The following is an 18,905-nucleotide window of genomic DNA, read 5'->3' on the forward strand; positions in this document are numbered from 1 at the left end:
GCTCCTTCAATTTTTTTACAGATGATTTGAAATGCGCGTCATGTTTCAATATGTATTTAAGTATAGCCCTTATCGTATTAAACTTATACAAAGGGACGATTGCTGTCAAACAAGCTTGTTGAAACAAAAGAAAAAAGCCTTGAAAACAATTGCTTTCAAGGCTTTTTTAGAAACGATAATTACTTGTTGCTTATCATTGATAAAGATTAATTGAACGATCAGTACTAATCACTGACAACTTCAGCGTTACGTGATACTGCCATTTTCTCGTTTTTGGAACGAAGTCTTCGAATATCAAGACGGATGACCACAGAAATAACGAGTGCTACAACAAATAGACCGGCAAAGAACAAGAGGCTACTTTCATAGCTACCTGTCTTATCTTTCATGAAAGCCGCAAACAATGGACCAGCAAGACCGGCTGCTGCCCAGGCAGTTAAGATATAGCCGTGGATCGCGCCAAGTTGTTTAGTGCCAAAAATATCAGCAATATACGCTGGAATCGAAGCGAATCCACCACCGTAGCATGTGTAGATAATCGCTAGCATAATTTGAAAGAAAATCGCATTGGTCGTAAACGGTAAGAAAGCAAATAACGCGATTTGAATAACGAAAAATGCAGTATAGGTGTTCGGACGGCCAATATAATCGGAAATTGCTGCCCAGCCGAGACGGCCAAGACCATTAAAGATTCCAAGAACACCAACCAAAGCGGCTGCCTGCACAGTCGTCATGCCGATGCTATCAATCGCCATTGGCTTCGCGGCTGACAAAATAGCGATTCCGCACGTCACGTTAATGAACAGCATAAACCATAAATAATAAAATCGTTTTGTCTTAATTGCTTCATTGGCAGTCAGTTGGGACAAATCAATTTTCCGTTCGGCCTTCCCACTGCTAACTTTTTCTTCAAAGCCAGCCGGCGACCAGCCCTCTTCTGGTTTTTCAAGATACAGAGAAGACAGCAACATGATGATAAGATAAGCAGCACCCAAAATATAAAAGGTTTGCTCTACACCGACTGAAGTAATGAGCACTTCCATAACAGGGCTACTAATTGCTGCAGCAAATCCAAAGCCCATAATTGCTAGGCCAGTTGCTAGGCCGCGGCGGTCAGGGAACCATTTTACCAAAGTTGAAACTGGTGCTATATAGCCTATACCAAGCCCGATTCCACCAAGTGCGCCATAAAACACATAAAGCATCGGCAAAGAGGAAGCGCTTACAGAAAATCCTGAGCCGATAATTCCGGTACCGAAGAAAAGTGCGGCCACAATCCCAGCTTTTCTCGGGCCGTATTTTTCAACAAAACTGCCGAAAAAGGCAGCGGACAACCCAAGGAATAGGATGGCGATGCTGAATGTTAACTGCACTTGACTGGTGGACCATCCAAACTGTTCGATCAATGGATTTGTAAAATTACTCCAAGCGTATACAGAACCAATCGAAATATGTATCCCTACTGCAGATAATGCAATCAACCATCTGTTTTTTGGCTTTTTTTTCATTTTTTCCTAACCTCCTGATGAATAAATAAAAATATATAAAATGATTTTCAGAAAGCCAAATCATTAATTTTTGTGTTTGCCAGGTTGATTGCTCGAGAAGAGAATTTTTAAGAACAACTAAAACGCTTTTTTCTGTTTAACACTCTAGGTGGAAACAGCTGAAAACCTTTGAAATTTCACCGCTTTAATTGACTAAATAATAAGACGATTAGAATCATAGCACCCTTATCTTTTTTTGTCACCAAGTTTTATTTTTTTGTCTGGGCAGTACTTTCTTCGCAGACGATCCGCTCAGGGTGTGTGTAAAGATTAAAAGAGCTGCCACGTATAAAGCCGACCGCTGTGATACCTAGGTCTTCAGCCAGCGTCAATGCCAATTCCGTGGGAGCGGATTTCGATAGGACGATTTCGCAGCCGATTTTCGCCACCTTCAGCAAAATCTCGGAAGAAATCCGGCCGCTGAAGACGATAACTTTATCGCACACATCGATGTTATTCGTTAAACAATGGCCATATATCTTGTCCAATGCGTTATGCCTGCCGATATCCATCCGTGACACGATAATGCCGGTCGCATCGCAAAGAGCCGCATTATGGACGCCGCCTGTCTGCTTGAACATTTCTGCCGAGCCGCCCATGTCCTCCATGAGCTGAAAACAATTTTCTGGAGTCAGCGTTACTCGGACCTCCGTCATCTTCTTTGCAATCATCGCGTCATGCGCAAAAACAAATCCTTGGCGGCTCATGCCGCAGCAAGAACTGATAAATCTCTTATTCTGCAGCTGTTCAAAAAACGGATAGACCTTTTCTGCCGTGATATGAACCGTACCGTTTTTTTCATCCACACGAACGTCTTGGATATCTTTATAGTTGGGAATGATCCGCTCAGAAATTAAAAATCCAATGGCCATTTCTTCCATGTGCTCAGGTGAACAGACGATCGTGATAAATTCCTTGCCGTTGATTTTGATGGTTGCCGGCTGTTCGACGACGACACGATCTTGTTTTTCGATAAATGCACCTTTTTCATAACGAATGATTTTCCTTATTTTATCTTGCTGCATCAGATTCCCCTCCCAAATGGCCATTTTGATCAATCGGCCGGTCGAAAAGAAAAACGGAAACGGCGATATCGTCCTCTACTTTTATATCCGAAAACAGATGGACGAATTTTGCTCCAACTAATTCCTCCATACCTTCTGGCGCAGCTGTTGCGTAAACATTCTGGATCATCCGTGTACGAGCTGCGTGGACCATTTCCCTGCCTTCCACTGTTCTGGCAATAAATTGTTCTGATGGACTCAGGTTTCCGTACAAAGTTGAAATGGCCATGTCATTGACAAAAATAGTCTGAATTCGCTCTGGTCCTTTACCGAACAGATTTTTTCTAAGCTTTCGAATGATGTCATTGAACTCATGAATCTGTCTGGACATATGTATCTTCTCCTCTATTCGGCTAATTATTTATTGATTATTCGATATTTTAGTTGTACAACACATTTTTACTGTTTATAATAATAGCATATGTTGGTACCGCCGTAAGTTATTGCGGCAGCGCTTTCACTTTGCCCTATACACTTGGATTGGTCATTTAACAAGTCCTGTTAAAACACTATTCCACTATGAAACAGATGCACTTGTCAAGTGTGCTCTTCATAGTGGAATTTTTTTATTTCAAAAAGGAGGTTTTGGCATGTCCATTATAATTAACGGTTCCCCCATTGAATTCGAACAGGGAAAAACCATTTTGCAGGTGATCAACGAAGAAAAGATTCTGCATCCACAAATCTGTTATATGCCCGAAGTCGATCCGATTGAAACCTGTGATACGTGTATTGTCGAAGTTGACGGCAAGCTTGTTCGCGCTTGTTCAACTCTCGCTGCTGGCGGCATGGAAGTTCAACTCGCTTCGCCGCGTGCCAAAGAAGCACAGACTGAAGCCATGGACCGGATTCTTGAAAACCATTTGCTTTACTGTACGGTTTGCGACAATAACAACGGAAACTGCAAAATCCACAATACTGTCGACATGATGGAAGTCGAGCATCAAAAATATCCTTTTGAGCCAAAATGCTCGGTTGATGAAGTCGACTTAACCAATCCGTTTTACCGCTACGACCCGAATCAGTGCATCGCCTGCGGCCAATGTGTAGAGGTCTGTCAGAACTTGCAGGTCAATGAAACCTTGACGATGGACTGGTCACGCGACCGTCCGATTGTTCTTTGGGATGGCGGCGCAAAAATCAACGACTCTTCTTGCGTCAGCTGTGGCCAATGCGTAACCGCTTGCCCATGCAACGCTTTGATGGAAACATCAATGCTTGGTGAAGCTGGCTTTATGACGGCAATTCCTGAAAAAATTATGACACCGATGATTGATTTAGTAAAAGATGTTGAGCCAGGTTATAGCGGTATTTTGGCTATTTCGGATGCTGAAGCGAAGATGCGTGAAACACGCACGAAAAAAACCAAAACGGTTTGTACGTTCTGTGGCGTCGGCTGCTCATTTGAAATTTGGACAAAAGATCGCGAAATCCTAAAAATCCAGCCGGTGTCAGAAGCTCCAGCAAATCAAATTTCCACGTGTGTCAAAGGGAAGTTCGGCTGGGATTTCGTCAATAGTGAAGAACGGATCACCACTCCTTTGATCCGCAAAAATGGGGAATTTGTAGAGGCTAGCTGGGAAGAAGCACTTGACTTAGTCGCATCAAAATTCAAAGCGATCAAAGAGCAAAATGGCAAAGATTCCATCGGTGTCATTTCTTCTTCAAAAATCACCAACGAAGACAATTATGTCATCCAGAAGCTTAGCCGTCAGGTATTTAAAACAAATAACGTCGACAACTGCTCACGTTATTGTCAATCTCCAGCGACAGATGGTTTGTTCCGCACAGTCGGAATGGGTGGAGATGCTGGAACGATTAAAGACATCGCCAGCGCTGGACTTGTTATCATTGTCGGTGCCAATCCAGCAGAAGGTCATCCGGTTTTAGCGACTCGCGTAAAACGCGCTCATAAATTGCACGGTCAAAAATTGATCGTTGCGGATATGCGTAAAAACGAAATGGCTGAACGCTCGGATGTTTTCATTACACCCAAACAAGGCACTGACCAGGTATGGCTAATGGCTGTAACGAAATACATGATCGATCAAGGCTGGCACGACCAGCAGTTTATCGATGACAACGTGAATTATTTCAATGATTTTAAAGAAGTATTAAACCAGTACACGCTAGATTATGCCGAACAACAAAGTGGTGTCTCTAAAGAAACCTTGATCCGGACAGCTGAAATGATTCGTGACGCTGATGGTACTTGCATTCTTTGGGGCATGGGCGTGACACAAAACACAGGCGGTTCTGATACATCCGCTGCGATTTCTAACTTGCTGCTAGCAACAGGTAACTATCGCCGTCCGGGTGCTGGTGCTTATCCACTTCGCGGACATAATAACGTTCAAGGCGCTTGCGACATGGGCTCATTACCAGGTTGGTTGCCAGGTTACCAGCACGTGTCCGATGACAATGCCCGCGAAAAATTTGAGCAAGCTTACGGCGTGAAAATCGACAACAAACCAGGCATGGATAATATTAAAATGCTTCAGGCTGTCGACGAAGGGATTATGAAAGCTATGTACGTTGTGGGTGAAGATATGGCTTTAGTTGACTCTAACGCCAATCACGTCGACGAAGTTTTAGCAAAACTCGACTTTTTCGTAGTTCAAGACATTTTCTTCTCTCGAACTGCACAATATGCCGATGTGATTCTTCCTGCTGCGCCGTCACTTGAAAAAGACGGTACATTTACAAACACGGAACGCCGTGTCCAGCGCTTATACAAAGCTCTTCCAGAACTCGGCCAATCAAAAGCAGATTGGTGGATCGTCCAAGAAATCGCTAATCGCCTTGGCGCTGGCTGGGACTATGGCCATCCGAGTGAAATTTTCGCTGAAATGGCAAGCTTGTCTCCCCTATTCGCTAAAGCGGATTACACGAATATGGAAGGCTGGAATAGTTTCCTTTGGGGCAGCTTAGAAGGCGAAAGTACACCACTTCTTTATGTAGACGGCTTTAACTTCCCTGACAAAAAAGCGCGTTTCGCTTTATCGGATTGGGTTGAACCTGTGGTTTTCCCAGAGGAATACGATCTCCACATTAATAACGGCCGTTTATTGGAACATTTCCATGAAGGCAATATGACCGATAAATCTCGAGGCATCATTTCCAAACTGCCGGAAACTTTTGTTGAAGTGTCTCCGCAGCTGGCAAAAGAACGAGGACTTGAAGACGGCTCGACCGTTCGCCTGGTCTCCCCTTATGGTGCGTTGAAATTGCCGGTTATTGTAACCGGAAGAGTAAAAGGCAACGAACTGTTCTTGCCGATGAACTCAACGAAAAAAGAAACGGCGATCAATTTCCTGACAGGACCCGCTGTTGATCAGCGTACCAATACACCTGCTTACAAGCAGACGAAAGTCCGTATGGAAGTCTTAAAAGATCATGTGAAACGTCCGTTGCCAAAATCAAATCCGCGTGATAAAAAACGCACGCCACAATCTGGCATTGAAGTGGAACGCAAATGGGCACGCGAAGGCTATGTGCATTTGACAGATCAACGATAGAAAGGGGATGTCCTATGGCAAGTCCAATAACGCAAATCAAGAGGAAAGAATGGACAACTGAAGAAATCCGTCAGCAAAAGCTTTATGAATTGGAAACCCTGATTGCCGAACAAGATCAAGCACTCAATAAACTATTAGCCATCACGGGTGATCTGGATGACGCAGGAGTTCTAGATGCGATACTGGCAATGGTCAAAGCAAAAGAAGGTATTGCTGAAGTGGTCATGGGACAAGCGACTCGTGTACCGGTAACAAATCTCATCAATAATATGATGGGTGCTGCCGCCGCATTAACAGCGATTGATCCCGCATCTACGGAAAAGCTGGCTTCAAGCATGGTCAAAGGGTTAAATGAGGCTGAATCGCAAAATCACAACGGCAAGAAACTTGGAGTGTTTCAAATGGTTAGAGCATTCAGAGATCCTGATGTTAACCGCGCGATCAAGTTTGGACTCAATTTCCTAAAAGGCATGGGAAAAGGGTTAGATAAATAGTTTCAACAAATAAATGGATTTTCATATGCAGCTGCGGCTTTCTTTATAGCCGCAGCTGTTTTTTGGTTGTATGAAGCATTTTATATTTGGCTTTTCGAGTCGCTTCGGACGCTTTGGGCATGGCTCACACGATGAACCGGTAAGTCTAACCGTTCCATCGCTTCGCCTAGCCCGTAGATGCGCCGGCGCTGAGTGATTTGTTTATCGTGGCGTGGTAGTTTGGTTTACGTGTGTCTTTTGTTATTTGATTTCAGGTAGTTTTAGTCCGCTACGACAAACTCAATTGAGCAAATTTTTTTTGAGCTTATCTCTTCATCATTCCAGATGCTCTAAAGGTTTCTATTATATAGAAGGAACTGCAAAAAATAAGACAATAATTTTCTTCTTGGATTCAATTTCAGCATTGTTTTTATTTTTTATTTACTCGAATTTTTATTCTTTGTTTTTATGTTTCTACTATCTTAAGTACAGCCATTTTCATGTGATTCTTCGATTTGTTAACTAGCCACTGGCAGGGATATTGGGAGAAATGGCTGCAGAGTGATTGATTTCAGCCTAAAAAACTGGGATTTTTGGATTCTGCAAACAAAGGATGATATTCCGCAAACAAACTCTAGAGTTGCGCAAACAACCTCCACTATTCCACAAACAACTCCGATTTCCCTAAGCAGGGAGCTAAAAAAACAACAACAAATCCCCCAAAAAAGAAAGAACTTAAGATTGTTTCCTCATGGCTCGTGGGGTTTAATTTAAAGAAGGCTTATATCCCTTATGGTTCTGAAAACGATGGACGTTTCCATAAATAGGTCAGTAAGATTCATACCATAAAGCCAGCTACCACAATTGTGAGTATTATTTATTTGTTTATTTATTTAAAGCACCACATCTTTACCGGTGGAATCGAAGGATTGGAGAAAGAGAGGATTCTTTCATTGTCCCCCCATTCTCCTAACTCCTCCTCTTTTGAGCTGTGTGTTCATACAATTAAATAGAAGACAGTTCAGTCCTTATCGTCGATTAAGCGCTCTCATCACGAAATAATGGTTTTTATCCAATTTTAAAGACATTTCAAACTATCTGTTATATATTAATTAACAAGAAAACAAACTGTACTAATACAGATTGTTAAATAAATTCTTTAAATCAGAAAGGGATGGATGACATGGTCACAAACAAACTTCAACAAATCGAGGAACTAAAAACTAGCTGGACAGAGGAAAGCCGCTGGAATGGAATTGAACGTCCGTATTCGCCAGAGGAAGTTGTAAAGCTTCGCGGTTCAGTACAAATTGAACATACATTGGCGCGTAAAGGCGCTGAGCGTTTATTTCGTTCGATTCATGAAGAAGAATTCGTCAATGCCTTAGGTGCTTTAACTGGTAACCAGGCAGTTCAGCAAGTAAAAGCTGGCTTGAAGGCAATTTACTTGAGCGGTTGGCAAGTAGCAGCTGACGCCAACTCTGCAGGTCAGATGTACCCCGATCAAAGTTTGTACCCAGTCAATTCGGTTCCTGATGTAGTGAAGAAAATTAACCAAGCACTTCAACGTGCTGACCAAATTGACGGAGTTGAAGGCACAGAAGGCTTTGATTGGTTCGCACCGATTGTGGCAGATGCTGAAGCTGGCTTTGGCGGACCGCTGAATGTTTACGAACTGATGAAAGCAATGATCGAAGCAGGCGCTTCTGGCGTTCACTTTGAAGATCAGTTGGCTTCCGAGAAAAAATGTGGACATTTAGGCGGCAAAGTATTACTGCCGACTCAAAACGCAATTAAAAATCTTGTTTCTGCTCGATTAGCAGCCGATGTTTTAGGTGTCCCGACCATCATCATTGCGCGTACAGATGCAGATGCAGCTGATTTGATCACTAGCGACATCGATCCACGTGACCACGTCTTTATCACAGGTGAACGCACACCAGAAGGCTTCTACCGCACGAACCCAGGCATTGACCAAGCAATCGCACGCGGCTTAGCTTACGCGCCTTACGCAGATCTTGTCTGGTGCGAAACGTCTCATCCGAACTTGGAAGAAGCACAGCAATTCGCTGATGCGATCCATGCGGAATTCCCGGGCAAGTTGCTTGCTTACAACTGCTCACCATCGTTCAACTGGAAAGCGAAACTTGATGAAGAAACCATCGCGAAATTCCAAGTTGAGCTTGGCAAGATGGGCTACAAGTTCCAGTTCGTTACACTAGCTGGCTTCCACTCATTGAATCACAGCATGTTCGATTTGGCATACGACTATAAAGATCATGGCATGGCTGCATACTCGAAGCTGCAGCAAGCGGAATTCGACAACGAATCAAAAGGTTACACAGCTACGCGTCACCAACGTGAAGTCGGTACTAGTTATTTTGACGAAATTTCACAAATCGTTTCAGGTGGAACGAGCTCAACAACAGCCATGAAAGGCTCGACTGAAACTGCTCAATTCACAGTTACTAAATAAACAATCACCAGCTTTTGATTAGCGTCCAACTCTCGTCACGGCATTCAACCCAAACTAACCTATTGGAGGAGATCCTTATGAAAACGACAAAAAACTATGAGTCACGCACCAAGAAAGAATGTCGCGAGTGCGGATGCGAAATCAAGGAACGTCAGCAATCGATCATCTATGAATGTGAGCGCTGCATGTGCAATACAGATGAATAACCAAAGACCCACTCGAAATCGAGTGGGTCTTTGGTTATTGTAGTTAGTTTTTTCGGACTTTCAGGATAAGGAAGTTCGGACTTTTCATCAGCTTGTCATATTTTTCGGGCTCCAGTTCCTTAAATTTTGCTGTGGGCTCTGGCTCTGTCACTTGTTCGATTGAAAAATAGGCGATAAATGTGTTGAGAATCTCACTTAAAGGTCTGCGATAAAATGGTACCTGGTAGGTCTTCCCTGCTTTATTCCATTGGTCGACAATGAGCTCAGTGGAAAAATACTGAGGTCTGTTCAGCAACTTCAAATCTGTTAGCGGATGATGGATGGACAACAAGAAGCTACCGCTAGGCTTTAATATGCGATGGAATTCTGCAAAAGTCGTATGCCAATCCTTCACGTAATGTAAAGTCAGCGAACTGACGATCCAATCGAAACTTTCATCCTCAAATGGTAACCGGTCCTCCAAATCCAAACACAGCACATTAGCACTATCACCAAGATGCTTTTTTGTGAAACTGACCATTTCTGGACTCACGTCAACAGCCGTCACTATTGCTCCCCTGTCTGCTAATTGCCTCGAATACCAGCCGGCTGAACAACCCGCATCAAGTACTTTCATTCCCGCCAAATCTGTCGGAATATGCTGCATCATTGCCGGTCTTTCGTATTGTGTATTGTACAGGTTGTCCGCATCACCCATCTTTTCGTAGACGCTTGCTAATTCATTGAATATCTCCAGCACTTGTCTTTTCATCCTCTACCTCCTGCATTTGCGAATTCTTTTCTCTCAATTTTATAAAGAATATGTCTCTTAAGTAGACTATCTGCTTCTAGCTTAGGATGCTCGAACTCGCCCACTTTGGTCATGCCAACTCTTTTCATAACGGTTTCTGATGGCTCATTGACTAAAGAAGTAAAGGAATAGACTTCATTCATATTAAGTCGACCAAATGCATACGCAAGACAAGCTAATGCTCCTTCAGTCGCATAGCCCTGCGTTTGTCCAGCCGCCAGCCAATTTCTGCAGACCCCTTCCCCTTAATAGCCATAGTGATTTCCAGCAAACCAATAAAGCCGATGAACGTCCCGTCGCCTTTCTTTTCCACTGCCCACATCGTATAGCCTTTGTCGTCCATATGCGTTTCGAACCGATCAACCAGTTGGTTGGCTTGGTTATTTGTCATGGGCTTAGGGAAATACCGCATTACCTCTGGATCTGCCACCATTGCAGCAAACGGATTCCGGTCCCGCTCTGACCAATGCCTGAAGACCAACCGTTTAGATTCAAAACTATAGCTTATTTCCATCGGTCGACTTCCTTTCGCATTTGTCTTTTTTCTCGTCATTCTATTTTATCAGAAACGGCCATTTTCGTAAGCCGTCCATGTAATTGTCACTTTTAAAGCCATATTCATTAAAAATTTTCATTCCAATCATAATACTGAAAAATAAAGATTGCAAAATGCATTATTTTTTTGCATTATTATAGGTAGAGATAATTATTAATGCAAAAATATTTTGCAGTAAAGGTTTTATTCTAATTAAGTTGAAGTTTTTCTTTATATTCCTTCGACGATTTGTTCCGCTAAAAAATTCAGAGAAGATTGGGGCAATAAAAAATGATCGTTAAAAACTTCTTTATCCACCTTTCAGAAAACCAACTTTTAAATAAAGTAGCTCAAAACTATGGCTTCAAGCTTGGCGCACATAGCGTCGTAGCCGGAACCAATATCGAGGAAGCCATTGGCAGCATCAAGGAATTGAATGCACAAGGCATCAGTTGCACCATTGATAATCTCGGTGAATTTGTCCACGATAAAGCGGAAGCGTTGGAAGCAAAAAATCAGATTCTGGGTGTTGTGGACGCCATCCACAAACATCAAGTAGATGCTCATATTTCCTTAAAGCCTTCACAGCTAGGACTCGATATCGATACCGATTTCTGTTTGAAAAATATCAAGGAAATTGTCGATAAAGCTTCAAAGTACGGTATTCTTATCAATTTTGATATGGAAAATTATGCACGTCTTCAACCTTCCTTTGATCTGCTGGACGTATTGTCGAAAGACTACGACAATATCGGAACGGTCATTCAATCTTATTTCGTCAGAGCCGAAGAAGACATCAAAAAATACAGCAACTATCGCCTGCGCATCGTCAAAGGCGCCTATAAAGAGCCTGAAGCCGTCGCTTACCAAAGTAAAGCGGAAATCGATGCCAACTTTATCGAATTGATCGAGTACCATCTATTGAATGGCAAGTTCACGTCTATTGCGACACATGACCATAATGTCATCAATCACGTGAAGCAGTTTGTCATCGACCATGAGATTTCAAGAGAAAAATTCGAATTCCAGATGCTGTATGGCTTCCGTAAGGATATGCAATTGGAGCTTGCAACACAAGGCTATAATTTCTGTACCTACATCCCATTCGGCACAGACTGGTATGGGTACTTCATGCGGAGACTCGCTGAACGTCCACAGAATTTGAACTTGGTGGTAAAACAAGTATTCACCAAAAAGACCAACACAGCGATCGGCGCCATCGCTGGAGCATTTTTACTTGGCCGGCTGACAAGCAAAAAATCGTAAATTACCAGTTCCAACTGAGTCCTGCGTTGGATCCAGATTTGAGATGTAGCATTCCTAAGACGAATGCCAAAAACCGGTTTTACGAAAAGCAATCAATAAAACCAGCAGACCTTTATGACAAGGCCTGCTGGTTTTATTACATGCCACATCCTCTTATGAATCTGCTGGGTAAGTCACAGTGCCATCATCGTTTAGTTGCACTTCGGCTCCCCACATCCCGACTTCATGCTCGACAAGGTCAGCCGCTCCTTTCTTGCCATCGATGATGTACATTACTTAATGACCATTCGCCGCCAAGTAATTACTGATTAGCAAACGATGGCAACGCGATGGATGACGCTCCGAGCAGCAATAAGCAGTCCGTTTATCTGCCGCTTTACCAGCAGTTCGTCGATGCCTTGATGAAACTCTTCAGTCAATGTGTAATCCGCATAATTATGGAAAGACTGATTCCTCCAGCCTGCATTTTTGTCTTCCTCCACATCTTTCGACTTCTTGCGTCTGCCGCCAAGTTTCAGGAAATGCTCATAGTCAATTCCTTCTTTATGAAGCCATGCAGGAAATTCGTCTTTGGAAAACTGCGGCCATTTCCGACTACCCGGAAACGCCCGGACATCTGCTGAGAGCTCAATATCAACTTCTTTCAGCATCGCATCGCATCAAATAAATCCTGCGAATGGCTAGAATGGCCAATTGTATAAATATCCATCTAACTGAACCCACCTCCCGATAAGCTATTTCTATTCAATTCCTATGCAAGAAGTGGTCAAACTTGAACAGTCAATCCATTAAATTTCGATGACTTTAATCGTCGATTTGATTTCTTCTTGTGCTGAGTCGCTGCTCCATTCATGTGGAAAATAACCGAGCGGGTTGCAGATGCAATCTATTCCTTTGTAATCTTCATGATAACGGGTATGAATATGACCAAAAACTAATTTCTTGACACCGTATTTTTCTGCCAGCTCGCCCAAGCCTGCACTTCCCATCATGGCATTGAAAAAATCCCAAGACGGATCCTCTTTAACTTGGACAAAATGAGTAAACGGCACGAAATGAGTAACCAAGATGATATTCTTGTCTTGATGCTCCGCTAACCAGTTCTCTAGTTGTTTTAAATACCGATCAGTAACAGCTTCGTCACCCTTCTGCCAATGCGCATGAACTTTGTCTGGCCAAGTGAAACCATTATAACTGCCGACTGAAAATTGCTCAGCGGTATAGCCGTCGATACCGAATGTATAATCGTACCAACCACCATCTCCGATGACGACCCAGTCTTTATTCAACTGAACCGGACCGTTGCCAAGATTGCCCCCGAACTCCAGCAGCTTTTCATACGCAATAGTTGAATCCGAATGATAAAGATCATGGTTACCATGAACGTATAGAATGTTAATATTCGACAACTCGCTTTGTAGCTTAGTCAACAATGTCAGACTTTTTTCTGGTCCAGCCGTTATATCACCGCTTATAATAAAGACATCCGGCGCGTGCTGGATCATCCATTCCTTCAGTAACCCCAAAATATTAGCGCCAGACTTTTTTCGATTCACTCCTTCGTGAATATCAGATAAGATAGCGATTTTCAATTCTCTGCCTCCTCTATTCAATACTTCATTTCCGGTATTTTTTTGCCTTTCACCAATAGCCAGATGGCTAACGCCAATTCCCCAATTGCTCCCGGTATAGCAACTATTAGTACAAATATCGTCTAGAAATCAGAATAGTTCGACAGTTCAATTTTTGCGAAGCTGTCGATTAGGTAACCTAGACCTGCCAACATTACTAAGATTCCCAGAAGTTTCGGCATGAATCCTGATTTGAAGACCAAATATCCGATGAGAAGTAGATGCATGCCAAAAAATACGAGTCCAATATTCCACCCGTTATTAAAAGCATCAATCAGTAACATGACCTGAGCATGTAATTGATTTGTCTCCATTAACGCCAAGTAACGCTCTTCACTTACCAACTGTAATACACTTAAAAAATTAAATATCACAGCTGCAAAAATTGCGGTGTAGATCAACCTAAACAATGCCGCTAGCAACGCGACGTTGTTATTTACTCGTTTCATCAAAATATAAAGTGCCCAAGCGACGATAACATCCAGAACAAGCACGATGACGAAACTGACGATTGCCAAACGGAACAACACTTCATTGTCAGTGATATTATTTATAGTAGATGCTGCATCTCCCGGTATAATAAAGCTTTCAATTACAAATAGATTCGCAAATAAAGCGACTAAAGCCATGAGCAGCAATCCAAACCCTACCACTCTAGCGTAAAAAAGCGGGTTTTTTTCATTCATACCAGTTGTCATTTCAATTCCTCCATTCAATCGCATAGAATTCATCAATGGAAAAACAAAAGAAATAAATTGATTTAGCTAAGAAAACTTTTGAAATTTACGATTATTTACACGAAATTATCCAACAGATTTTGATAGTAGTTTCCTCATTTTTATTAAGAATTTTACTTGTAAACGTTTACAATTCCTCCTTGATTAATAGAATGCATTTTGATTTACGAGCACTTTTTTCTAACTCCGCAGCAAACTTTTGATCTAAAACAAACTCTTTTCGCTAGTGATTTTTTCAAGGAAATCCAAGGATTAGCTTGAATAGAAAAGTTTTTGATTTTATCTTAATAAGCAGCCATATTATAATTTCATACTATACCTCTTGCTTATTTTTGGCAATTTCGTTTATCTTACGTTTCCTAGTGCTTCCACGAACAATTAAAAAACAAAAAACGTTCAAAAGGTGCACAAATACCTTTCCGAACGTTTTATTTTTTATTTTGCGGATGACTGATTTCTAACTCGAAATCAACGCCCCTTTTTGCACAGGCGCATTCTTCAACGAAATACCAACAAAATCACCGGTATGGAAGCGTGGGGCAAATACCGATTCGTGGATGGTCCAAGTTTCTTCGTCAACCTCCACCGTATAGTGAATTTCATGGCCCTGGTATTGGACGAACGATATAATTCCCTGCAGTCCTTCGCTTTGGGCTGGCATCAGTTGGAACTGCTCGGGACGCACTGGGTAGATTCCGCTCTCCTTAAAGCTGTCTGCCACACCAAGGTCCGGCCAGATAGTATTTGAAACAATCGTCGGAACAAATTGGTCATCGCGCCATTGCCCTTTTACGAGATTGCATTTGCCGACAAAAGTCGCTACGAATTCTGTCTCCGGCCGTGTATAAAGAACTTCGGGCGGTGCAATTTGTTCAATACGTCCTTGGTTCATGACAACAATCTTATCAGCAATGGCCAGCGCCTCACCTTGGTCGTGCGTGACAAAAACGATAGAAGCTTTCGTTTCTCTGTGCAGTTTTTGAATTTCTTTGCGCATTTCCATCCGCAGTTCTACATCTAATGCACTGAGTGGCTCGTCCATCAACAACAAATTGGGTAAAGGCGCAATGGCTCGAGCCAATGCCACACGCTGTTTCTGTCCACCCGAAAGCTCGGACGGAAAGCGCTCCGCCAAAGCTGCCAGCCCGACCAGCTTTAGCACTTCATTTATCCGCTCTTGCATTTCCTTCTTGCCTTCTTTAACTTTATTCGGATGATAGCTAAGCGGAAGTTTAACATGTTCAGCAACCGTCATATGCGGCCATAACGCAAACGACTGGAATACCATGCCGATGTTGCGCTTTTCAGGCGGCAAGACGCGCTTCGTCGATGCCAAGACCGTGTCATCCATAGAGATGGTTCCTTCTGTCGGTCCCATAAACCCTGCCAAAAGCTTCAGTAACGTTGTTTTGCCGCATCCCGAAGGACCCAGCACAGCAATAAATTCGCCGTTGCCAATTTCCAAATCAATCGAATGCAGCGCGGTAAACGATCCGTATTTTTTTGATACATTGTCTACTTTAATCATTTTTTTTCAGCACCTTTCTGTCCCAAAGCTCGCCAATCAGCATAAACAACCCACCACCGAGTAAAATGCTCAATACCAATATAGTTGAAAATGCAGTCGAGTAGGTAGAGTAGCCTGCCTGCTCGTAGCCGAAGATGACAACGCCGACCGTTTCAGAGCCAGACGACCACAATAAACTCGATACCGTTAGTTCAGTGAGTGCCATCAAGAACACCAGCAGCGCTCCGCTGAGAATTCCTGGAAACAGCAATGGCAATAAAATCTTTCGCCATTTCACCCAACCCGAAGCGCCGGATGTACGGGCGGCTTCTTCCATTGATGGATCGATCTGCAGAAATGCCGTATAGCTGCCTCTAACTTGCAGCACGAGAAAACGTGTGACGTAAGCGATAAACAAAATCCATACCGTACCGTATATGCCTGGATTCCAACCCGGAACCGGCTCAAGCCACATGAAAATCATGCACAGCGCAAATACCGTACCGGGCAGAGCAAAAGGAATGGTAGTGAACAGTTCAGCAGCTTTTGTACTCCAGTCCGGGTACTTAAAGCGCAAATATGCCATGGCCGTACCGAGCATGAGACAAATTAGCATGGTGAAAAAGGCCAGCTGCAGGCTGTTCGATAAGGCCGTCAAAGGTTTAGAATCCGTCAAAAAGACATATTCGTAATTACGTAGCGACAGATTTTCCAAATTGAAGGGTACCCCGTAAGCGGATATGAGCGACAAAGCACCCATCGCAATTAGCGGCATCAAACTTGTTACCAACAGGAAAATCCACATAGAAGCTTCCAATAGCTTTTGTTTACCCGCTGATAAATAAATGCGTGGCGTCGAATCACTTCTATTTGTTTCATTAACACGGCTGCGGCGCAGTAAGAACCATTGCAGAACCGTTCCTAAAAGTGCAATAATGCCGAGAATGACTGATAGTACGGCAGCTCGTGAAAACGCGGAAGGACCGAACCCCACAACTTGCTCGTAAATATAAGTGCTCAAAACCCGTATGTTGGCGGGAGTGCCAAGAAATGCCGGAATTCCGAAATTGTCGAGATTCGACAAGAACGCAATCAATCCACCGCTAGCAATTCCTGGCAGCGCCAACGGAAGGACCACTTTTCGGAACGCTCGTTTTTTTGACAGTCCGCTTGTCGCGGCTGCCTCTTCCAATTCACGCGGAATTTTACGGAAAACGTTAACCGTAAACAAATACACCAGTGGATAATGAGAAATTCCGAGCAGCAGGATTATCCCCCGATGCTATACAAATTCGGTGCTTCTAAATCTCCTGGCAGTAGAGACAGCACTGCTGTAACCGGACCAGATGCACTAAAAAATTGCGTCCAAGCCAGCGTCGTAATATAGGAAGGAATAACGAACGGCAGGAAGATAAAAAGCTGCATCGCTCTTTTTCCACTCAACTGAACATAAGCGACAATCCAGGAAAATAAAATACCGAGTACTAATGCTAGAATTGTCGAGCCCGCTACAACAATCAATGTGTTTTGCACTGTCTTCCAGGTTGCAGGCTCTCTCAGTACTTCTGTGTAATATTGCAGCGTCAGCGAACCGTCATCTACAAAGCTGAGCCAGATGAGCCGCAACACTGGCAACAAGAAAAACACAAAAATGACCAGTAAACCCATTACTTTATACAAATTTTTACTTTGAAAAAAGAGAGAAAAAGAGGAATCCCTCTTTTTTCTCTCTCCAACCATTGGCTTTTTTGCTGTCATAATTGTAACTCCTCACATCAAAATTCAAGCTCGTTTTTTTATTGTCCGAAAATCTCTCCAAATTCCTTTTTGTCTTCATCACGCGTTTCCAATAGTTCTACCGCTTGTGCATCCAGAATGGTCATCTCGTCCAGCGTCTTCAAGCCTTCAGGTGCCTCTATGCCTTCACGAATTGGTGTATAACCTTGTTCTGAAGCCAGTTGTTGACCTTCCTCTGAAAGGATAAAATCGACAAATGCTTTAGATGCTTCTTCGTTTTCAGTATTGGCCATAATGCCCACTGGCTCGGTAATAACCGGAACACCTTCTTCCGGATACACTAATTCAACCGGCGACCCTTCACTTTTCGCACGCGCCGCCAAATAATCGACGATCATGCCATAATTCTTCTCTCCAGTCGCAACGCTTTCCAAGACCGCTCCGTTGCCTTGAGTGATGGTGATGTCATTGGCGCGAAGCGCTTCGTAGAAGTCCCAGCCAAAATCGTCCTGACGCGTCATCACACCGAGATTATAAGCCGCTGCACCAGAATAAAGCGGACTTGGCATGACGGACTGACCACTAGTTGCCTCGTCAGTCAAGGCATCCCAACTAGTTGGAAGCTCTGTTACTTCATTGGTATTGACGATCAAACCAGTCGCCATAATTTTGGTTCCTGCATAAGTACCATCCGGATCAACGAACGCTTGATCGATGGATTCCGCTTCAGGTGATTCATAGGCCAATAGCAGCTCTTCCGCTTTAAAATTTTCGAATGCCACTGAATCGGCAACCAGTAGGACATCCGCTTGGATATTGCCTCCTTGGTTTTCAGCCTGGATTTTCGACACAACTTCTTCTGTGCCAGAGCGGAAAATACTAATATCGACTTCTGAATTTTGTTCTTTAAAGGCATCTACTAAGCCTTGCGCATCCGCATCGGGCTGGGACGTATAAAAATCCAGCGTACCAGAGACGCCCGCTCCACCTTCAGCTGACTCCGTATCCGTCGCAGCTTCCTCACTGCCGCAAGCTGTTAAAAACGTCGCTAGACACAATGACGCTGAACCAAAAAAGATTTTTTTCATCTTATTTCCCCCTCGAATTTTGTATCGGCCTTTAAGTGTAGCGATTATGTAAAGACTCATTATTAGTATAGAGCTGCTTTGTGAAGCTATTGTTAGGCCACTATTAAGAAATATTACTATGCTGCATCTAATCAATCACATTTTATGTAAAGATTTATCGATGCCGATTGCTTCTGCTAGTTATTGCCTTATATAGTAACTATAGATTGCCCAGTGGGCGAGGTCAAATATAAAAAGAGGTATATACACGTTGCACAAAAACGGCTAATGCTGTTCGTAGCAGAGAAGTTTCACACCTCCCCGAGCAAATATGCAAACACGTAAGTTCAA

Annotated in this window: 16 protein-coding genes and 1 pseudogene; 5 read left to right on the plus strand and 12 right to left on the minus strand. The window is 43.1% G+C overall.

The annotated features are described in order from the left end of the window. Positions 1–224: 224 nt before the first annotated feature. From BBH88_RS09740 to BBH88_RS09750, 3 genes are all read right to left on the minus strand, one after another. Positions 225–1,508, minus strand: coding sequence for an L-lactate MFS transporter (locus BBH88_RS09740; RefSeq protein WP_006831384.1), 1,284 nt, complete (start codon positions 1,506–1,508; stop codon positions 225–227). A 248-nt stretch (positions 1,509–1,756) separates the two neighbouring features. After that, on the minus strand, positions 1,757–2,572 hold the full coding sequence (gene fdhD / locus BBH88_RS09745; RefSeq protein WP_065536875.1) for a formate dehydrogenase accessory sulfurtransferase FdhD: 816 nt from the start codon (positions 2,570–2,572) through the stop codon (positions 1,757–1,759). Further along, positions 2,559–2,942 (minus strand): Na-translocating system protein MpsC family protein, encoded by a 384-nt coding sequence (locus tag BBH88_RS09750; RefSeq protein WP_006831386.1) that lies wholly within the window; start codon positions 2,940–2,942, stop codon positions 2,559–2,561. Before BBH88_RS09750 ends, fdhD begins: the two co-directional genes overlap by 14 nt. Before the next feature lie 259 nt (positions 2,943–3,201). On the opposite strand from BBH88_RS09750, the gene fdhF reads away from it, so the two are divergent. From fdhF to BBH88_RS19475, 4 genes are all read left to right on the plus strand, one after another. Next, on the plus strand, positions 3,202–6,129 hold the full coding sequence (gene fdhF / locus BBH88_RS09755) for a formate dehydrogenase subunit alpha (RefSeq protein ID WP_065536874.1): 2,928 nt from the start codon (positions 3,202–3,204) through the stop codon (positions 6,127–6,129). Positions 6,130–6,143: 14 nt separating this feature from the next. After that, positions 6,144–6,623, plus strand: coding sequence for a helical membrane plugin domain-containing protein (locus tag BBH88_RS09760; RefSeq protein ID WP_065536873.1), 480 nt, complete (start codon positions 6,144–6,146; stop codon positions 6,621–6,623). Between the two features lie 1,162 nt (positions 6,624–7,785). Then, a complete protein-coding gene (gene aceA, locus BBH88_RS09765) occupies positions 7,786–9,078 on the plus strand; it encodes an isocitrate lyase (RefSeq protein WP_065536872.1) in 1,293 nt (430 codons plus the stop codon). Positions 9,079–9,155: 77 nt separating this feature from the next. Continuing rightward, positions 9,156–9,284 carry a YhfH family protein gene (locus tag BBH88_RS19475; RefSeq protein ID WP_193781241.1) on the plus strand — a complete coding sequence of 43 codons (129 nt, stop codon included), beginning with the start codon at positions 9,156–9,158 and terminating at the stop codon, positions 9,282–9,284. Positions 9,285–9,327: 43 nt separating this feature from the next. On the opposite strand, the gene BBH88_RS09770 is transcribed toward BBH88_RS19475, so the two are convergent. Together BBH88_RS09770 and BBH88_RS20030 are read right to left on the minus strand one after the other, a co-directional pair. Continuing rightward, on the minus strand, positions 9,328–10,035 hold the full coding sequence (locus BBH88_RS09770; protein ID WP_065536871.1) for a class I SAM-dependent methyltransferase: 708 nt from the start codon (positions 10,033–10,035) through the stop codon (positions 9,328–9,330). After that, positions 10,032–10,627: pseudogene (locus tag BBH88_RS20030) on the minus strand (GNAT family N-acetyltransferase). The gene BBH88_RS09770 and the pseudogene BBH88_RS20030 overlap by 4 nt, the downstream one beginning before the upstream one ends. Positions 10,628–10,900: 273 nt before the next feature. Here BBH88_RS20030 and BBH88_RS09780 point away from each other — a divergent pair. After that, positions 10,901–11,875 carry a proline dehydrogenase family protein gene (locus tag BBH88_RS09780; RefSeq protein ID WP_006831394.1) on the plus strand — a complete coding sequence of 325 codons (975 nt, stop codon included), beginning with the start codon at positions 10,901–10,903 and terminating at the stop codon, positions 11,873–11,875. 308 nt (positions 11,876–12,183) lie between these two features. Here the strand turns inward: BBH88_RS09780 and BBH88_RS19900 are convergent, their stop codons facing one another. The 7 genes from BBH88_RS19900 to BBH88_RS09810 all read right to left on the minus strand — a co-directional run bounded on the left by BBH88_RS19900 (position 12,184) and on the right by BBH88_RS09810 (position 18,575). Beyond that, positions 12,184–12,525 carry a DUF488 domain-containing protein gene (locus BBH88_RS19900; RefSeq protein WP_006831395.1) on the minus strand — a complete coding sequence of 114 codons (342 nt, stop codon included), beginning with the start codon at positions 12,523–12,525 and terminating at the stop codon, positions 12,184–12,186. 138 nt (positions 12,526–12,663) lie between these two features. After that, positions 12,664–13,467 carry a metallophosphoesterase gene (locus BBH88_RS09790; protein WP_065536870.1) on the minus strand — a complete coding sequence of 268 codons (804 nt, stop codon included), beginning with the start codon at positions 13,465–13,467 and terminating at the stop codon, positions 12,664–12,666. 122 nt (positions 13,468–13,589) lie between these two features. Then, positions 13,590–14,204, minus strand: a complete 615-nt coding sequence (locus BBH88_RS09795; RefSeq protein WP_197684174.1) for a DUF4386 domain-containing protein — start codon at positions 14,202–14,204, stop codon at positions 13,590–13,592. Between the two features lie 496 nt (positions 14,205–14,700). Next, positions 14,701–15,771 carry an ABC transporter ATP-binding protein gene (locus BBH88_RS09800; RefSeq protein WP_006831398.1) on the minus strand — a complete coding sequence of 357 codons (1,071 nt, stop codon included), beginning with the start codon at positions 15,769–15,771 and terminating at the stop codon, positions 14,701–14,703. After that, a complete protein-coding gene (locus BBH88_RS09805) occupies positions 15,764–16,981 on the minus strand; it encodes an ABC transporter permease (protein WP_407946461.1) in 1,218 nt (405 codons plus the stop codon). Before BBH88_RS09805 ends, BBH88_RS09800 begins: the two co-directional genes overlap by 8 nt. A gap of 38 nt (positions 16,982–17,019) precedes the next feature. Further along, a complete protein-coding gene (locus BBH88_RS20035) occupies positions 17,020–17,508 on the minus strand; it encodes an ABC transporter permease family protein (RefSeq protein ID WP_407946462.1) in 489 nt (162 codons plus the stop codon). A 38-nt stretch (positions 17,509–17,546) separates the two neighbouring features. Then, on the minus strand, positions 17,547–18,575 hold the full coding sequence (locus BBH88_RS09810; RefSeq protein ID WP_065536869.1) for an ABC transporter substrate-binding protein: 1,029 nt from the start codon (positions 18,573–18,575) through the stop codon (positions 17,547–17,549). Positions 18,576–18,905: the final 330 nt, after the last annotated feature.

It is taken from the genome of Planococcus antarcticus DSM 14505 (genome assembly GCF_001687565.2).
GTDB classification, from domain to species: domain Bacteria; phylum Bacillota; class Bacilli; order Bacillales_A; family Planococcaceae; genus Planococcus; species Planococcus antarcticus.